Raw genomic sequence first — 15,216 nt, forward strand, 5'->3', positions numbered from 1 at the left:
CGTTTTCCGCCCTCCTGTCGGGTCAGGGCTCGGCTTGCAGTGATGGTCAGGATGCGCGGTTGTCCTTAAAGTGATGGTTCACTCACTGACAAGGCGAGCCCATGAACGATCTTCGCGCGTTCCCGATTACCCACAAATGGCCGGCGCAGCACCCTGAGCGCCTGCAGTTGTATTCGCTGGCCACTCCCAATGGCGTCAAGGTTTCGATCATGCTGGAGGAGATTGGCCTGGCCTACGAGGTGCACAAGGTCAGCTTCGACAGCAACGACCAGCTAAGCCCGGAATTCATCTCGCTCAGTGTCAACAACAAGATCCCGGCGATCCTCGATCCAGCCGGGCCGGGCGGCAAGCCGCTGCCGTTGTTCGAGTCAGGTGCCATCCTTCAGTACCTGGCCGAGAAAACCGGGCAACTGCTTAGCCAGGACCCAGCTACCCGCTATCAGACCCTGCAATGGCTGATGTTCCAGATGGGCGGCATCGGGCCGATGTTCGGCCAGGTGGGCTTTTTCCATTTCTTCGCTGGCAAGGACTATGAAGACAAGCGTCCGCGTGACCGCTACGTCAATGAGTCCAAGCGGCTGCTCGGCGTGCTGGATCGCCACCTGCGCGGACGGCAATGGATGGTCGACGAGTACAGCATCGCCGATATCGCCATCTTCCCTTGGGTGCGCAACCTGGTGGATCGCTACGACGCTCGCGACCTGGTGGGTTTCGATGAGTTCCAGGAAGTCCAGCGGGTGCTGACCAACTTCCTGGAGCGGCCCGCGGTGCAACGGGGTCTGAAGATCCCTGGCTGATAGCGCGGGGGCGCGGACCTGCAGGCAGGTCCGGCCCACGACGCTGATGGGCTCAAGCGGTTTCGTCGGTCTCGAAACCGAGGCAGTTCACGGTCACTGATTGCGCGTTGCGGGTGCAGCGGAAACTGAACTCGCCGGCCAGCCAATGAAAGCGGTAGTTGATGTTGGTCAGGAGGAAGTCGCCTTCCTCTATGGGCACTGATTGTTGGTCGTGAAGGCCGAACTCCACCTGTACGCGGCCGTCCCAGGCGTCATCGCTTTCGAGAATGTAGAAGCCAGGCTCGGGGCCTTGTTGGCCGGTCAGACGCATCCAGTAGCCCATGCCTTCCGCTTCTATATGAAAGCCGTCGTGCCACCAGACCTGTCGGCGGACTTCGAGTCGCCCGGGTTGCATGCCTTTGCGACTGTCGATGGTGAGGTGAATTTGGTTGAGCATCCGTTCCCCCTTTCTGCCGCTCGCTTGCCTGCGAACTTCGGCGTCACGCTAGTGATGAAAAGAGGGGGTGTCTACTGGTAAAAATACGAGTTGCAAATTGGTTCAAAATGCGTGGCTCAGCAGCCAGTACAGGCTACCTGCCAGCAACATGGCCGCAGGCAAGGTCAGTACCCAGGCCAGCAGCAGGTTGATCAACGTCCGTCGCTGAACGCCCGAGCCATTGGCCACCATGGTGCCCGCTACGCCGGAACTCAGCACGTGGGTCGTCGAGACCGGTAGTCCGAACATGTCCGCCGCACCGATGGTGCACATCGCCACGACTTCCGCCGAGGCGCCTTGGGCATAGCTCAGGTGGGTCTTGCCGATCTTTTCGCCCACCGTCACCACGATGCGGCGCCAGCCGACCATCGTACCCAAGCCCAGGGCGATGGCCACCGCTACCTTGACCCACAGTGGGATGTATCGAGTGGCATCGTCGAGTTGGGTCTTGAGCGATTGCACATGGTTGCGAGTGTCGGCATCGAACACCATCAATCTGTTCTTCTCGATCAGGCGAATGGTTTCACTGGCCAGGTACATGTCATTGCGCACGTTGGCCATGGCTTCGGCGGGCACTGCCTTGAGCGAGCCATAACCCTCGACCTGGGTGCCGATCTCGCCGGTCAGTTCGGCCAGCGCGGGCAGCAGGTGAGAGGTGGCCTTGGGGGAGGAGATGAACGCGGTCAGCGTCTGGCGCACGTCCGCCGGCGGCATTCGCGGATCGGTACGCAGCAACGCCTGGCGAGTCTGCTCGGCGACCGCGGAAAACTGCAATGCCTGCTCGTTGGGCATGGTCTTGTTCAGTGCGTAGGCCATCGGCAAGGTGCCGACCAGGATCAGCATGATCAATCCCATGCCTTTCTGGCCATCGTTGGAGCCATGGGCGAACGATACCCCTGTGCAGGTCAGGATCAGCACGGCGCGGATCCACCAGGGAGGGGGGGTACGACCTTCGGGGGCCTGGTACAGTGCCTTGCGCTTGACCAGTGCGCGCAAGGCCAATAGCAGCAGCGCCGCGCAGACGAAACCGACCAGCGGCGAGAGCAGCAGCGCGTAGCCGACCTTGCTGGCCTGGCTCCAGTCCACCCCGCTGGTGCCCTCGCGTCCGTGCATCAAGGCATTGGCCACCCCCACGCCGATGATCGAGCCGATCAGCGTATGCGAGGATGAGGCCGGCAGGCCCAGCCACCAGGTGCCGAGGTTCCAGATGATGGCCGCCAGCAGCAGAGCGAAGACCATGGCAAAACCGGCCGAAGACCCTACCTTCAGAAGCAGCTCGACCGGTAGCAGCGCGATGATGCCGAAGGCCACCGCGCCGCTGGAAAGCAGTACACCAAGGAAATTGCACAGTCCCGACCACATCACGGCGACGGGCGCTGGCAGCGAGTGGGTATAGATTACCGTGGCGACGGCGTTGGCGGTGTCGTGGAAACCGTTGACGAACTCGAAGCCCAAGGCGATCAACAAGGCCAGGCCGAGCAACAGGAAGGGGGTAACGGTGGTGACCACCGTGCCGCTGGCGCTGACATCCTGCTTGAGGCTCCAGGCGGTGTAGGCGATGCCGGCCAGGAGCAGGCCGAAGAACATGACCAGCGTGGCGCGCCCGGGTTTGTGCGAAAGTTGCGGGCCGCGAGCGCGTTGGGCCAGTGGGTGCTGGCTGGCCAGTGACGGGGTTGCCATGATGGCTCCGAATGGCAGGTGGCGAAGGTGCCGAGGGTCTTGAGCTTAGAAACAAATCCCTGTAGCGACCTGACCTCGATCAATGAATTGCCTAATCTCAAGACAGACGGTCAGGAGCACGAATACCGATGATCCGTTGTAAACCTGTCTACCAGGCAGCAGAGCAGGGCGGGGCAGCGCCGGCGATGTCTCTGGCCCTGATTCCCGCCGACCTGAGCCACCGGACCTTTGCCCGAGACCTCACGCGACGGGCCATGCTGCCTTATTACCGCGAGTTCGACCTGCTGTGGATCGAGGAGGCCTTCGACGAGGCCTGGGGCTGGCGTGAGCAGTGGCTGGTAACCGATGGCGACACCGTGTTGGGCTATTGTAGCCTCAGCCAGGACCGTCAGGCATTGTTCATCCGCGAACTGCACTTGCTTCCCGAGTACCGTGGGCGTGGCGTCGGTGGTTGGGTGCTGGAGCAGTTGGCCGGTTGGGCGGTTCAGCGGCGCCTGCCCCTGGTTCGCCTGATGGTGTTCGCCAGCAACCCGGCTCGGCGTTTGTATCACCGTCATGGCTTCGTCGAAATGGGCGCCGATGCCTGTTTCGTGCGCATGCAACGGGCGCTTGTCTAGAATGGTGGCGTAATAGTGGCTTGCGCGGCAAAGCCTTGGTGGGCATAGTGGCCATCATCGGTCCGTCGGAGAACGGGCTATTTGGACGACAAGCAGGCAAGGGAGAGGTTGGCTATGAAGGGACTCGGTTCACGCCTGAGAGAAGAGCGTGAGCGCCTGGGGATGACCCAGCGGGTATTTGGCGATATCGGCGGCGTCGAACCCAACGCCCAGGGCAAGTACGAAAGCGGCGAGCGGACCCCGCGGCTCGACTACCTGGCGGCACTGGCCAACCGCGGCGTGGATGCCCTCTACGTCCTCAGTGGCGCCCGTACCCCGGTACCGCTTGACAACCTGACCACAGCGGAGGTCGGGTTGCTGGGCGCGTTTCGCCAGTTGCCGGTGGCTGACCAGGCGGCATTGCTGCACTTGTCCGGACGCCTTGCTGGCGAGGACGAGAGCCCTCAAGCATAGGGCTTTCAGCAACTTTGATGTGAGACGCTTCTGAACGGGCTAATACGCTAGGCCGATCCTGAAATTTTTTGTTAAGGTGACGGGATCCAATCGCCCTGTTGACGAGGTGTTTGCTTGATTAGGGTCCTAGTGGTCGACGATCACGATCTGGTACGAACCGGTATTACGCGCATGCTGGCCGACATCGATGGCCTGCACGTGGTCGGCGAGGGGGACTCGGGCGAGTCTGCGCTCAAGCTGGCCCGCGAACTCAAGCCGGATGTCGTGCTGATGGACGTCAAGATGCCTGGGATCGGCGGCCTCGAGGCGACTCGCAAACTGCTGCGCAGCCACCCCGACATCAAGGTGGTGGCAGTGACCGTCTGCGAGGAAGACCCATTTCCCACGCGCCTGTTGCAGGCCGGCGCGGCCGGTTACCTGACCAAAGGCGCGGGGCTCGACGAAATGGTGCAGGCCATCCGCCTGGCCTTCGCCGGTCAGCGTTACATCAGCCCGCAGATCGCCCAGCAGTTGGCGCTCAAGTCGTTCCAACCACAGGGTTCGCCATTCGACGCACTCTCTGAGCGGGAAATCCAGATTGCCCTGATGATCGTCGGCTGTCAGAAAGTGCAGATCATCTCAGACAAGTTGTGTCTGTCGCCCAAGACCGTCAATACTTACCGTTATCGGATCTTCGAAAAACTCTCGGTTACCAGCGATGTCGAGCTGACGTTGCTGGCCGTTCGCCACGGTATGGTCGACGCAAGCCTCTAATTCATGTCCCAAGCTTTCGATGCCAGTGCCTTCCTGGCGACCTGCAGCGGCCGTCCGGGCGTCTACCGGATGTTCGATGCCCAGGCGCGCCTGCTCTACGTGGGCAAAGCCAAAAACCTCAAAAAGCGCCTGGCCAGCTACTTCCGCAAAGCGGGGCTGGCGCCCAAGACCGCCGCCCTGGTCGCTCGCATCGCCCAGGTCGAGACCACTATCACTGGTAACGAGACCGAAGCGCTGCTGCTCGAGCAGACGCTGATCAAGGAATGGCGTCCGCCCTACAACATCCTGTTGCGTGACGACAAATCCTATCCGTATGTATTTCTGTCCGATGGCCAATTTCCTCGGCTTGGCATCCACCGTGGCGCGAAGAAAGCCAAGGGTCGTTATTTCGGTCCCTATCCGAGCGCGGGTGCCATTCGTGAAAGCCTGAGCCTGCTGCAGAAGGCCTTCTCGGTGCGCCAGTGCGAAGACAGCTACTACGCCAACCGCACCCGCCCGTGCCTGCAGTACCAGATAAAGCGCTGCAAGGGGCCTTGCACCGGCCTGGTCTCGGCTGAGGAATATGCCGAAGACGTGCGCCACTCGGTGATGTTCCTCGAAGGCCGTAGCCAGCAACTGGGCAACGAGCTCAATGCCGAGATGGAAAAGGCCGCCATGGCCTTGAACTTCGAGAAGGCCGCCGAGCTACGTGACCAGATCGCCCTGCTGCGTCGGGTGCAGGACCAGCAGTACATGGAAGGCGGCTCTGGCGACGTCGATGTCGTCGCTGCCTTCGTCAACCCGGGCGGTGCCTGCGTGCACCTGATCAGCGTGCGTGGCGGCAGGGTGTTGGGCAGCAAGAACTTCTTCCCGCAGGTGGGCATCGAGGAAGAAGTGAGCGAGGTCATGGCCGCGTTTCTCTCCCAGTACTATCTGGGCAATGTCGAACGTGAGCTGCCAAGCGAGTTGATCGTCAACGTCGTGCACGAGGATTTTGCGGCACTCTGCGAAGCGCTGCAGACCCTCAGCGGCCGCGAGCTGCAGATCAGCCATCGGGTGCGCGGTACCCGTGCCCGCTGGCAACAGTTGGCGGTGACCAACGCCGAGCAGGCGCTCAACGCGCGTCTGGCCAACCGCCAGCACATGGCCGCGCGCTTCGAGGCCCTGGCCGAGGTGCTGGGCCTGGACGAAGTGCCGCAACGCCTGGAGTGCTATGACATCAGCCACTCCAGCGGTGAAGCCACCGTTGCCAGCTGCGTGGTGTTCGGGCCCGAGGGACCGATCAAGTCGGATTACCGGCGCTTCAATATCGAAGGCGTCACCGCGGGTGATGACTACGCTGCCATGCACCAGGCGCTGACCCGTCGCTACGGACGGATCAAGGAGGGCGAAGGCAAGCTACCTGACGTGCTGCTGGTGGATGGCGGCAAGGGCCAGTTGAACATGGCGCGCGAGGTGATGCAGGAGCTGGCCTTCAACGACTTGACCCTGCTCGGGGTGGCCAAAGGGGTGACGCGCAAGGCCGGCTTCGAGACCCTGTACCTGAACGATGTGACCCACGAGTTCACCCTCAAGGGCGACAACCCGGCACTGCACCTGATCCAGCAGATCCGCGACGAGGCCCACCGCTTCGCCATCACCGGCCACCGCGCCCGTCGCGGCAAGGCCCGGCGTGTGTCGAGCCTGGAGGACGTGGCGGGGGTCGGCCCCAAGCGCCGCCGCGACCTGCTCAAGCATTTCGGCGGTCTGCAGGAGCTCAGCCGCGCCAGTATCGATGAGATCGCCAAGGCGCCGGGCATCAGTAAAAAGCTTGCCGAGTCGATTTATGCCAGCCTGCATAGCGAGTAGAATGCCGGGTTCAACCTGCAGCCAGTCGTGCCGATGAATATTCCAAACCTGCTCACCGTACTACGCGTCCTGCTCATTCCGATCTTCATCCTGCTGTTCTACATGCCGTACCACTGGAGCTACCTGGCCGCCAGTACCGTGTTCGCCATTGCCGCCGCCACCGACTGGCTGGACGGCTACCTGGCGCGCCGGCTGCAGCAGAGCACGCCGTTCGGCGCGTTTCTCGACCCGGTTGCCGACAAGCTGATGGTGGCTGTCGCCCTGGTGCTGCTGGTGCAGGTACACGCCAATTTCTGGCTCACTTTGCCGGCGGCGGTGATCATCGGTCGTGAGATTGTGGTCTCGGCCTTGCGCGAATGGATGGCCGAACTGGGGGCGAGGGCGCATGTGGCCGTGTCGAGCCTGGGCAAATGGAAGACCGCGGCGCAGATGCTGGCGCTGGTGATTCTGCTGGGCAACCCGCCGCTGCTGACCTTCTGGGTGGTGCTTGGCTATGGCCTGCTTTTGGTGGCAGCCGCGCTGACCCTGTGGTCGATGTTCCACTACCTGCTGGCCGCCTGGCCGCATCTGCGCGAAGGTTCGGGGCAGAAATAAAGTTTTTTTGAATCAAGGGGTTGACGCGGTTTTCCAGATCGCTAGAATGGCACCCATCACGACGCGGGAATAGCTCAGTTGGTAGAGCACGACCTTGCCAAGGTCGGGGTCGCGAGTTCGAGTCTCGTTTCCCGCTCCAAATATAGATGTAAAGATTTCCTTGGGAGTCTGTGCATCATTGAAAAAAGGGCCGAAAGGCCCTTTTTTCGTTCTCAGCTCAGCCGCTTCTCGAAGTAAACACGTTTGAATCCCTCTTCCAGCCGGTTAGCGGCTCTGACGTAACCGAGACTCGGATAGATCGCGAGGTTGGCGGTCATCTTCTCATTGGTAGGCAGGACTGCCACGCTCTCCAGCAGTACATGCCCCTCCTGGGCGTAGAGCACGATCAAACCCTGGACGTAGGCCTGTTCGGCGCAGTCTCTGATATCTGGCTGATCACGGACTTCGGCTAACCGGATCATACTGCTATCGGTCTCCTGGTTCTCGAGCAGCTCACACAAAACTGTACAGCCAATGTGCATGTCTGGAAGTACCGCCACCGTCTGACACTTATCACACTGTGCCCAAGGTTGTTCCGAACTTCATTGCATCATGGGCCGAGGAGTCAGATATGTCCGCTAAATTCATCGATCAGGTTGCCGTCGTGACGGGTGGGTCCACCGGCATCGGATTTGCGATCGCTCAGGGACTTATAGCCGAGGGGGCCAAGCGTGTGTACATCACCGGACGGTCTGCTGACACCTTGCAGGCGGCGGTCGACAGGCTGGGGAGCAAGTCCGTTGCAGTCCAATCGGATGTCTCGCGTCAAGCCGATCTGGATCGGCTCAAGGCAACGATCGAAGGCCAGGACGATCAGTTGGACGTGGTGTTCGCCAACGCGGGAATCTGCGAGAAGAATCCACTAGGCGAGACCAGCGAGGCCGCGTACTACAGCATGTTTGACATCAACGTCAAAGGCGTTTTCTTCAGCGTACAGACGCTGTTGCCGTTGTTGAAGGACGGCGCTTCGATTGTCTTGACGGCTTCGATCTGCTCCAGCAACGGCATGGAAGGACTGAGCCTCTACAACGCGTCCAAGGCCGCGGTCCGCTCCTTTGCTCGCACCTGGGCGAATGAACTCAGACACCGCAGGATTCGAGCGAATGTATTGAGCCCAGGGTTCACCCGCACTCCACTGATGGACAACAGCCTGAAGCTCAGTGACAAGGAAATTGCTGCATTGCGCCAGCACGTCGAACAGATCACGCCGCTGGGGTACATGGCCCAGCCTGAAGAAGTCGCAAGTTCCGCGCTTTTCCTGGCTTGCGCCGATGCCAGGTATGTCAATGGCGTGGAATTGATGGTGGACGGCGGTCTGTCGCAGATCTGAATAATTCTTCGGCACCGGAGCAGCCCCATACAGGGCTGTTTCGTTCTGCACTGCAAATTCTACCTTTCTGGAGTACTGCATGGACATCGAAGCCCTCACCGCCCGATTGGATGCATTGGAAAGTCGCATCGCGATCGAGACGCTCATCGCCACCTACGCACACGCATTCGACCGCATCGACAGGAAGCTTCTTCAGGGCATCTGGCACGCCGAGTCGACGCTGGACCTGCCGGGATTCGGCAGCGCGACGAGTCGCGACGAAATTCTGCAGATGGCCGAGAACAGCTGGCGGCAGATGCCGCACATGCACCACTGGATGGCCAACCCTTTGATCGAGATTGAGGGGGATAGTGCATCGGCTACCGTCGCTGCAGATTGCCTGTTCTACGACATCGACAAAGGCCCTATCCAAGTCAGCGGGCTGTATCACGACAGGTTTGAACGCCGTGAGGGCAAGTGGGCTTTCCGCTCCAGAGGCTTCGAACTGCACTTGCTGGCACCGCTGAACGACTGGTTAGCCATTGCCGGGGAAGAGCTGGCCTGGTCCGAGCCGCGCTAGGCTTCAGATACCACTGAACCAGTTGTAGCCCTGGTCCTCCCAATACCCGCCGGGATTATCGTTGCTGACGAAGATCTCGACGATATGCTTGGGATTCTTGAACCCCAGTTTGGTCGGTACTCTGACCCGCAACGGATAGCCGTATTCCGGCGGCAAGGCGACTTCACCGTAGTCCAGGGCCAACAATGTCTGTGGGTGCAGGGCGCTGGCCATGTCGAGGCTTGAATAGTAGCGGTCGGCACATTTGAAACCAACGAACCCGGCATGCGCCGACCGTCAGGCTGCCACGCAAGAACTGTCGGCGCTGGAGGCTTTCAAGTTGCCAGCGCTGGGCCGGCTCAAGCTCAATGCGCGCCGTTGGGCGTCGCTTCGGCAGGTTCATGTTCGGTTTTCTCCTCTCGTGTCCTCACGCTTGCCACCAGTGATCATCGGCAGAAAGGTTTTCGGGACCAACAACACCATCGCAACGTGCACAACGACAAACGCACCGATGGCCGCCATCGCGGTGAAGTGCACGTAGCGTGCAGTGTCGTAGCCGCCCAGCAGTGCAACCAGCATCTGAAGCTGGACCGGCTTCCAGATCGCCAAGCCCGATGCCGCGATCAGCACACCCGCCGCCAGCACCAGCCAATACATCAGGCGCTGCAACGCGTTGTACACGCCGTGCTCGTGCTTGAGTTCAAAGCGCAATGCCGCCCGCAAATCCCGCCCCACGGAGCAGGCCGTCACGGGCAGCAGGTCGCGCTGGAAATGCCGGCTGGCCAGGCCGTGGATCAGGTAGAGCAAGCCATTGATGACCAGCACCCACATGAATGCGAAGTGCCAGGCGAGGGAGCCAGCCAGCCACCCACCGTCAGCTCGACAGGAAACCTGAACTCGAGCAACGGCGAGGCGTTATAGATGGCCCAGCCGCTCATGAACATGCACACCATGCACTGAGCGTTGAGCCAATGCATCAAGCGGACGGGCCAGGGGTGGATACGGATTTGTTTCATGCTGCCACCTTGCGCGATGGTCTGAATCGACAGACCCACGCGTGGTCAGGGTGACCACGCATCAGGCCGTCTGCAGGCTTACATCGGTGGCTGGAAGCCGTTCTTACCGACGGCGACACCGCGGGCGGTCTTGCCGTCTTCGGCAGGAAACACCACGACCTTGGCGCCTTTGACCAGCTCCTGGGTCGAGCCTGGTTCGATGAACGCGATCGGTACGTCGTCAGGTACCACAAGCTCTTTGGTGCCGCCCTTGTACTTGACGCTCAAGGTGCGGCCATTAGCGCTGGAGAGCTTACCCACCGTACCGTTGGTCATGGTGCCGGTACTTCCGTCGGCATTCTGCCAGCCATAGTGACCCTCGCCGCTTCCCTTGAGTCGGGCATCGAAGACCGTGACTTCCAGTGCTTTAAGGGTGCCGTTGGCCTGGGGGATAGCAGCCGACCCTACGAAGCTGTCGGTCTTGATCGAGGCAAGGTCGGCGTGTGAAGCGCTGACCACACCGGTCTTGTCGCTCATTGCGATGCTTTGGTGCATGCCGGAGCGGGTGGTGAAGCTCAAGGTGTTGTTGCTGAAATCTTCAACCCCCCCCCGCAGTGGTTTGATCACCGGCATATCTGCCGCACTGGCGAGGAGCGTGGCAGCCGCCATGCAGATTCCGAACGAGCTGGACAGGACGTTCTTCATTTTCATCGGGACATTTCCTCTGTTTGAAGTCCCTTGATGCTAAGTTCCGTCCTGGCACTCGAAGATGACCGGCCGATTACATTTGCGTCAAGATTGGTCAGATCAAGGGCCCAGCATGTCGACGGCGAGATCGGCCAGGGCGCGAAGCCGATCCATCTGGCGCATGTCGTGGTGGTAGCCCATCCAGATATCGCGCCCAGGTGGCTGGCCACCGATGTCCTGCAGCCGCAAATAGGGCAGCTTGTCGCCCAGTGGGCGGGGTAACACCGCCACCCCCAGCCCCATGCCGCACATTTGTGCTTGGACCGTCCGGCTGCTGCTGGTGAATACGGTCTTGGCGCGGGGGAACAGCTCCTGCAACCAGCGTACGTCGGGATAATGGGCCTGGGCGGTGTTCATCGTGATCAGTCCCAGGCCATCACCCTCGTTCGACGCAGTAAGTGGCAGATCGGCGGCGCTGTAGAGGCCATAGTTCATCGTCATCAAGCGGCGTTGCACGATGTCCGGTTCAGTGAACGGAACGATGCGAAAGGCGATGTCGGCATCGCGACGTGAGAGGTCGAACAATCGATGGCCCGGGATCACTTCCGGGACGATCAAGGGATAACGCCGGTTTAGTTCCCCGAGCACGGGGGATAGCACGTAGCCGGCGAACCAGTCTGCCGAGGAGATGCGCAGCAGCCCTTCAGGTTGGTCGCTGTCACCGGCAATGTGTCGCTCGATGGCCAGCGCGTTTTGTTCCATTTCTTGCGCCAGGCGCAGGATCTTGTCACCGCTGTCGGTCAAGACCAGCGCTTGTCCGACACGACGAAAGAACACCTGTCCGCTGGCCTGCTCCAGCGCATTGAGCCGCCGCCCCACGGTGGGATGGCTCACCCCCAGTTGTTTCGCGGCAGCGCCGAGGGAGCCGGTGCGGACAATTGCCAGGAAGACGCGCAAGTCGTTCCAGTCCATGACGTACCTCGCACAAAGATGAACGGCGAAGATGCAGCAATGGCAGTCCCGTCGCAACCCTTGCAACGGCACAGTGACGACTACAGGCCTGTATTGCGGGCGAGGAGAGCTGGCATGGACATTGGTTTCGTGGGAGTTGGTAGCATGGCGCAGGCGATGATCCCGTTGCTGTTACGGGCGGGTTATCGAGTGGGCGTCTGGAACCGCAGCGCCGGGTCGCTATCTGGATTGGGAGACGTTGGTGTATTGCCGTCGGCGTCTGCAGCGTTGCAGGCACCTGTGGTCATCAGCATGCTGGCCGACGATCAAGCAGTGAAAGAGGTCTTGCTGGCTCCGGGAGTCTTGCAGGGCGCGGCCAAGGGCTGCATTCATATCGTGATGTCGACGCTTTCGCCTGCGCTCATCGAGCAGTTGGCGAGCCAACATGAGGCGTTCGGGCTCGGTCTGGTCGCAGCCCCGGTTTTCGGTATCCCTGCAGTGGCCGCCAGGGGCGAACTGAATATCTTGGCTGCTGGCGATCCAGCAGCCATCGAGCGGGTGCAGCCGGTGCTCGATGTGCTCGGCAAACATACCTGGCGGCTGGGTGACCGGCCGGTGCAGGCCTGCATTGCCAAGGTCGCGGGCAACATGATGATCAGTCAGGCCATCGAGGCCCTGGCCGAAGCCAGTCATCTTACCGAGCGTCACGGCCTGAGCGCGCAGGCATTCATCGAGGTGGTCACCCAGACCCTGTTTGCCTGCCCGAGCTATCAGCGTTACGGACTCAATATAGTCAACGGTCGCTACGAGCCCGGCTTCAAGCTTTCCCTCGGCCTCAAGGACGTCGACCTCGCGTTGGCTGCCGGTCAGGCCCAGGGGCTTTCTCTTCCGGCTGCTAGCGCGGTGCGTCGCCGAATGGCGGCTGCGCTGGAGAGAGGGCTTGGCAGCCAGGATTGGTCAGTGCTGGCGACGGTGGCCGACGATCTGAGTGAAAGGGGCGCTTAGCGCAATTCTTTCACCGGATACCCTTGCTCCGGATCATCCGGAGCAAGGCGCTCCCAGGACCTTGCACAGGGTCCGCATCCGAGGCGTCAAGTTGCTTTCCAGCAGAGGCTCGAGTGCTGGGCCATGCTTGTAGTAGGCAGATCGCCGGACATGCGTTTAGCGACCGATGGACTGGCGGGCCAGCGAGAAACTCAGCCCGGCGCCGGCGGCAAGGCAGCCGGCGATGCACAGAAGGGCGACGATGAAGGCATGTCCGATGGCCGCTTCGTCGCCATTGGGGCCGACGAGCGTGTAAAACACTCCACCGATCACCGCGACGCTCAATGCGGTGCTGACTTGTAGCGTCGAGCTGGCGATGCCGGCAATCATGCCCGACAGTGCGGGGGCTACCCGGCTGGTGATCATGCTCATCAAGGTCGGCAGCGCCAGTCCTTGTCCAAAGCCGATCAGGAACAGGGGCAGGGCAAGCAGCATGGGAGGTGCAGAGGCAGAAATCGGTGTCATCACCACTAGCCAGATCAAGGCCAACAGGCCCACGACCTCAAGTCCCATTCCGAAAGCGTTGAGATAGATGCCGAGCACCCGTCTGAATCGAGCTGTCGAGAGCGGCCCCAGAAGGAAACCCATGCCGAATGGCAGGAACGTCAGGCCAGCGCTGAGGGCACTGACATGTAATGCGCCCTGCAGATAGATCGACAACAGCAGGAAGAACACGCCGATCGCGTAGAATGACAAAGCGACCAACAGCGCACGGCCCAAGCCTGGAGCCTGCAATGCCAGCGGGTTGAGCAGCGGGTTACCGCCGGCAAGGAACAGGCGCGTTTGATGGCGCCAGAGCAACCAGCCTAGCACCGGAGCCGCCAGCAAAGTCAGCCAGGACCACAAGGGCCAGCCCGCTTCACGGCCTTCGATCAAGGGTACGATGAGAGCGCTCAACGTCAAAACCGACAACAGCATGCCTATCAGGTCCAGCTTGCTTGCCTGACGTGCACGGGTTTCGCTGAGCAAGGGCACGCCGAATAAAATGACCAGCAGCGCAATGGGCAGGTTGACCAGGAAAATCGCCCGCCAACCCAAGCCCAAGACATCGAGTGATATCAACACGCCTCCCAGGGCCTGGCCGACCACCGAGGCCAGCCCGAAGACCGCGCCATAGATACTCAGTGCCAGCGGCTTTTCCGCCTCCGGGAAGATCGCCTGCACCGATGCCAGGGCCTGTGGGGCCATGATTGCCGCCGTTATGCCCTGAAGGGCGCGTCCGGCGACCAGTACCCAGGGTGACTCGGCGAGTCCGCAGATCAGCGACGCCGTAGCGAAGCCGATCAGGCCGAGGAAGAACATCCGCCCGCGTCCATAGAGATCACCCAGGCGTCCTCCGGTGATCAGGGTCACGGCATACAGTCCGGCATATGAGGAAATGACCAGTTGCTCAGCCGAAGAGGCGGTGTTCAGGTCTTGCTGGATCGAGGGCAATGCGACATTGACGATGAAGAAGTCCAAGGGCGGCAGGAACGCCCCGACCAGCAGAATGACGAACATCGACCAACGACGTCGTTCGATAGGGAGAGCATGGATGCTTGACATGAAAAGGGCCTTCTCTGGAGTCTGCAAACCCAGCGTCCTGGTTGAGTGCCTCGCAGCGATTCAGCCAGCAGTGGGGAACACGCCCAGTGTGTGATGCACACGGTGGTACCGGGACTGCCATTTATGTACGTTTGGCGTTCATTCCTGTACGCCGGGGAGCATCGCGCCGCGCAGCGCTCAAGCACCCATCGAACAGCAGGTGGCGAAACGCCACGCCTCGAACCGTGTTGACGGCCACCCTACCAGAAGGTAGGGTGGCGTCATGATTACGCATTCCAAGACCTATTTCGAAATCCTCGACTGTACCCGTGCCTTGGTCATCGCCGGCGGTTATAGCGGGTTCAGTTACGCGGATATCTCCGCGTTTGTCGGCATCCGTAAAGCCAGCATCCATCACCACTTTCCGACCAAGGTGGACCTGGTTCGTACCCTCGTCAGCCAGTACCGGCAAGAGGCGCAGGCGGGTCTCGAACACCTCGACCGTGCGATCCCTGATCCTGCCGAGCAACTCCGGGCGTACATTGGTTACTGGCTGGAGTGCATTGGAGATGCAACCAAGGGCTATTGTGTGTGTGCATTGCTAGCCACCCAGATTCCGGTATTGCCTGAAGAAATCGTGGTGGAGGTCAGGGCGCATTTCCAGATGTTGTCTGCCTGGTTGGTTTCCGTATTCGAACGAGGGGCTGAGCAAGGTCGCCTGGTCCTGCCGAGCGATGCTCGCAGCGAGGCAGAAACCTTCATGGCTACCGTTCATGGGACGATGCTTTCAGCCCGGGCCTATGGCGATCCCAGTATATTCGGGGTGATCACCCAACCGATGATCGAAAGGCTCATTACTGGGAAGTGATGGAAACGATCGCAGTGCAACCCTTCTAGCCACAGCATCGCTGC

16 protein-coding genes, 1 tRNA gene and 2 pseudogenes are annotated in these 15,216 nt (G+C 60.9%); 11 read left to right on the forward strand and 8 right to left on the reverse strand.

The features are described 5' to 3' along the window. Positions 1-101: 101 nt before the first annotated feature. Positions 102-797, forward strand: coding sequence for a glutathione S-transferase N-terminal domain-containing protein (locus tag E2H86_RS23445; RefSeq protein WP_133331901.1), 696 nt, complete (start codon positions 102-104; stop codon positions 795-797). 52 nt (positions 798-849) lie between these two features. Here E2H86_RS23445 and E2H86_RS23450 read toward each other — a convergent pair whose 3' ends face one another. Then, entirely contained in the window at positions 850-1,233 is a 384-nt protein-coding gene (locus E2H86_RS23450) for a hypothetical protein (protein ID WP_133331902.1), read from the reverse strand. A gap of 102 nt (positions 1,234-1,335) precedes the next feature. Then, complete coding sequence (locus tag E2H86_RS23455) at positions 1,336-2,952, reverse strand: inorganic phosphate transporter (RefSeq protein WP_133331903.1); 1,617 nt, start codon at positions 2,950-2,952, stop codon at positions 1,336-1,338. A gap of 185 nt (positions 2,953-3,137) precedes the next feature. Here E2H86_RS23455 and E2H86_RS23460 point away from each other — a divergent pair, with 185 nt between their 5' ends. From E2H86_RS23460 to E2H86_RS23485, 6 genes are all read left to right on the forward strand, one after another. After that, positions 3,138-3,569: a GNAT family N-acetyltransferase gene (locus E2H86_RS23460; protein WP_133331945.1), complete on the forward strand. Its 432-nt coding sequence runs from the start codon at positions 3,138-3,140 to the stop codon at positions 3,567-3,569. A gap of 114 nt (positions 3,570-3,683) precedes the next feature. Beyond that, the gene (locus E2H86_RS23465) at positions 3,684-4,022 is read left to right on the forward strand and encodes a helix-turn-helix domain-containing protein (protein WP_133331904.1); all 339 of its coding nucleotides are present in this window, start codon (positions 3,684-3,686) and stop codon (positions 4,020-4,022) included. A 114-nt stretch (positions 4,023-4,136) separates the two neighbouring features. After that, complete coding sequence (gene gacA, locus E2H86_RS23470; protein ID WP_133331905.1) at positions 4,137-4,775, forward strand: response regulator transcription factor GacA; 639 nt, start codon at positions 4,137-4,139, stop codon at positions 4,773-4,775. A gap of 3 nt (positions 4,776-4,778) precedes the next feature. Then, entirely contained in the window at positions 4,779-6,602 is a 1,824-nt protein-coding gene (gene uvrC / locus E2H86_RS23475; protein WP_133331906.1) for an excinuclease ABC subunit UvrC, read from the forward strand. Positions 6,603-6,635: 33 nt separating this feature from the next. After that, positions 6,636-7,196 carry a CDP-diacylglycerol--glycerol-3-phosphate 3-phosphatidyltransferase gene (gene pgsA, locus E2H86_RS23480; RefSeq protein WP_133331907.1) on the forward strand — a complete coding sequence of 187 codons (561 nt, stop codon included), beginning with the start codon at positions 6,636-6,638 and terminating at the stop codon, positions 7,194-7,196. Between the two features lie 63 nt (positions 7,197-7,259). After that, positions 7,260-7,335 (forward strand) — tRNA-Gly (locus E2H86_RS23485). A 73-nt stretch (positions 7,336-7,408) separates the two neighbouring features. On the opposite strand, the gene E2H86_RS23490 is transcribed toward E2H86_RS23485, so the two are convergent. Next, positions 7,409-7,657: a hypothetical protein gene (locus E2H86_RS23490; protein WP_133331908.1), complete on the reverse strand. Its 249-nt coding sequence runs from the start codon at positions 7,655-7,657 to the stop codon at positions 7,409-7,411. A 149-nt stretch (positions 7,658-7,806) separates the two neighbouring features. Between E2H86_RS23490 and E2H86_RS23495 the strand changes: the two genes are divergently transcribed. Continuing rightward, positions 7,807-8,565, forward strand: a complete 759-nt coding sequence (locus E2H86_RS23495; RefSeq protein ID WP_133331909.1) for an SDR family NAD(P)-dependent oxidoreductase — start codon at positions 7,807-7,809, stop codon at positions 8,563-8,565. A gap of 79 nt (positions 8,566-8,644) precedes the next feature. Continuing rightward, on the forward strand, positions 8,645-9,124 hold the full coding sequence (locus E2H86_RS23500) for a nuclear transport factor 2 family protein (protein ID WP_133331910.1): 480 nt from the start codon (positions 8,645-8,647) through the stop codon (positions 9,122-9,124). Positions 9,125-9,127: 3 nt separating this feature from the next. On the opposite strand, the pseudogene E2H86_RS23505 reads toward E2H86_RS23500, so the two are convergent. The 4 genes and pseudogenes from E2H86_RS23505 to E2H86_RS23520 form a co-directional block, all read right to left on the reverse strand. Beyond that, positions 9,128-9,388 (reverse strand): annotated as a pseudogene (locus E2H86_RS23505) (molybdopterin-dependent oxidoreductase); the annotation flags it as partial. A gap of 114 nt (positions 9,389-9,502) precedes the next feature. Further along, positions 9,503-10,119: pseudogene (locus E2H86_RS23510) on the reverse strand (cytochrome b/b6 domain-containing protein). A 78-nt stretch (positions 10,120-10,197) separates the two neighbouring features. Beyond that, the gene (locus E2H86_RS23515; RefSeq protein ID WP_133331946.1) at positions 10,198-10,803 is read right to left on the reverse strand and encodes a hypothetical protein; all 606 of its coding nucleotides are present in this window, start codon (positions 10,801-10,803) and stop codon (positions 10,198-10,200) included. A gap of 102 nt (positions 10,804-10,905) precedes the next feature. Continuing rightward, complete coding sequence (locus tag E2H86_RS23520; RefSeq protein ID WP_133331911.1) at positions 10,906-11,757, reverse strand: LysR family transcriptional regulator; 852 nt, start codon at positions 11,755-11,757, stop codon at positions 10,906-10,908. A gap of 129 nt (positions 11,758-11,886) precedes the next feature. Here E2H86_RS23520 and E2H86_RS23525 point away from each other — a divergent pair, with 129 nt between their 5' ends. Then, positions 11,887-12,741: an NAD(P)-dependent oxidoreductase gene (locus E2H86_RS23525; RefSeq protein WP_243744095.1), complete on the forward strand. Its 855-nt coding sequence runs from the start codon at positions 11,887-11,889 to the stop codon at positions 12,739-12,741. Between the two features lie 156 nt (positions 12,742-12,897). On the opposite strand, the gene E2H86_RS23530 is transcribed toward E2H86_RS23525, so the two are convergent. Continuing rightward, positions 12,898-14,325, reverse strand: a complete 1,428-nt coding sequence (locus E2H86_RS23530; protein WP_207955651.1) for an MFS transporter — start codon at positions 14,323-14,325, stop codon at positions 12,898-12,900. 262 nt (positions 14,326-14,587) lie between these two features. On the opposite strand from E2H86_RS23530, the gene E2H86_RS23535 reads away from it, so the two are divergent. Beyond that, a complete protein-coding gene (locus E2H86_RS23535; protein WP_133331913.1) occupies positions 14,588-15,172 on the forward strand; it encodes a TetR/AcrR family transcriptional regulator in 585 nt (194 codons plus the stop codon). Positions 15,173-15,216 lie beyond the last annotated feature (44 nt).

Origin of the sequence: Pseudomonas putida (assembly GCF_004357765.1) — a bacterium.
Lineage (GTDB): Bacteria > Pseudomonadota > Gammaproteobacteria > Pseudomonadales > Pseudomonadaceae > Aquipseudomonas > Aquipseudomonas putida_U.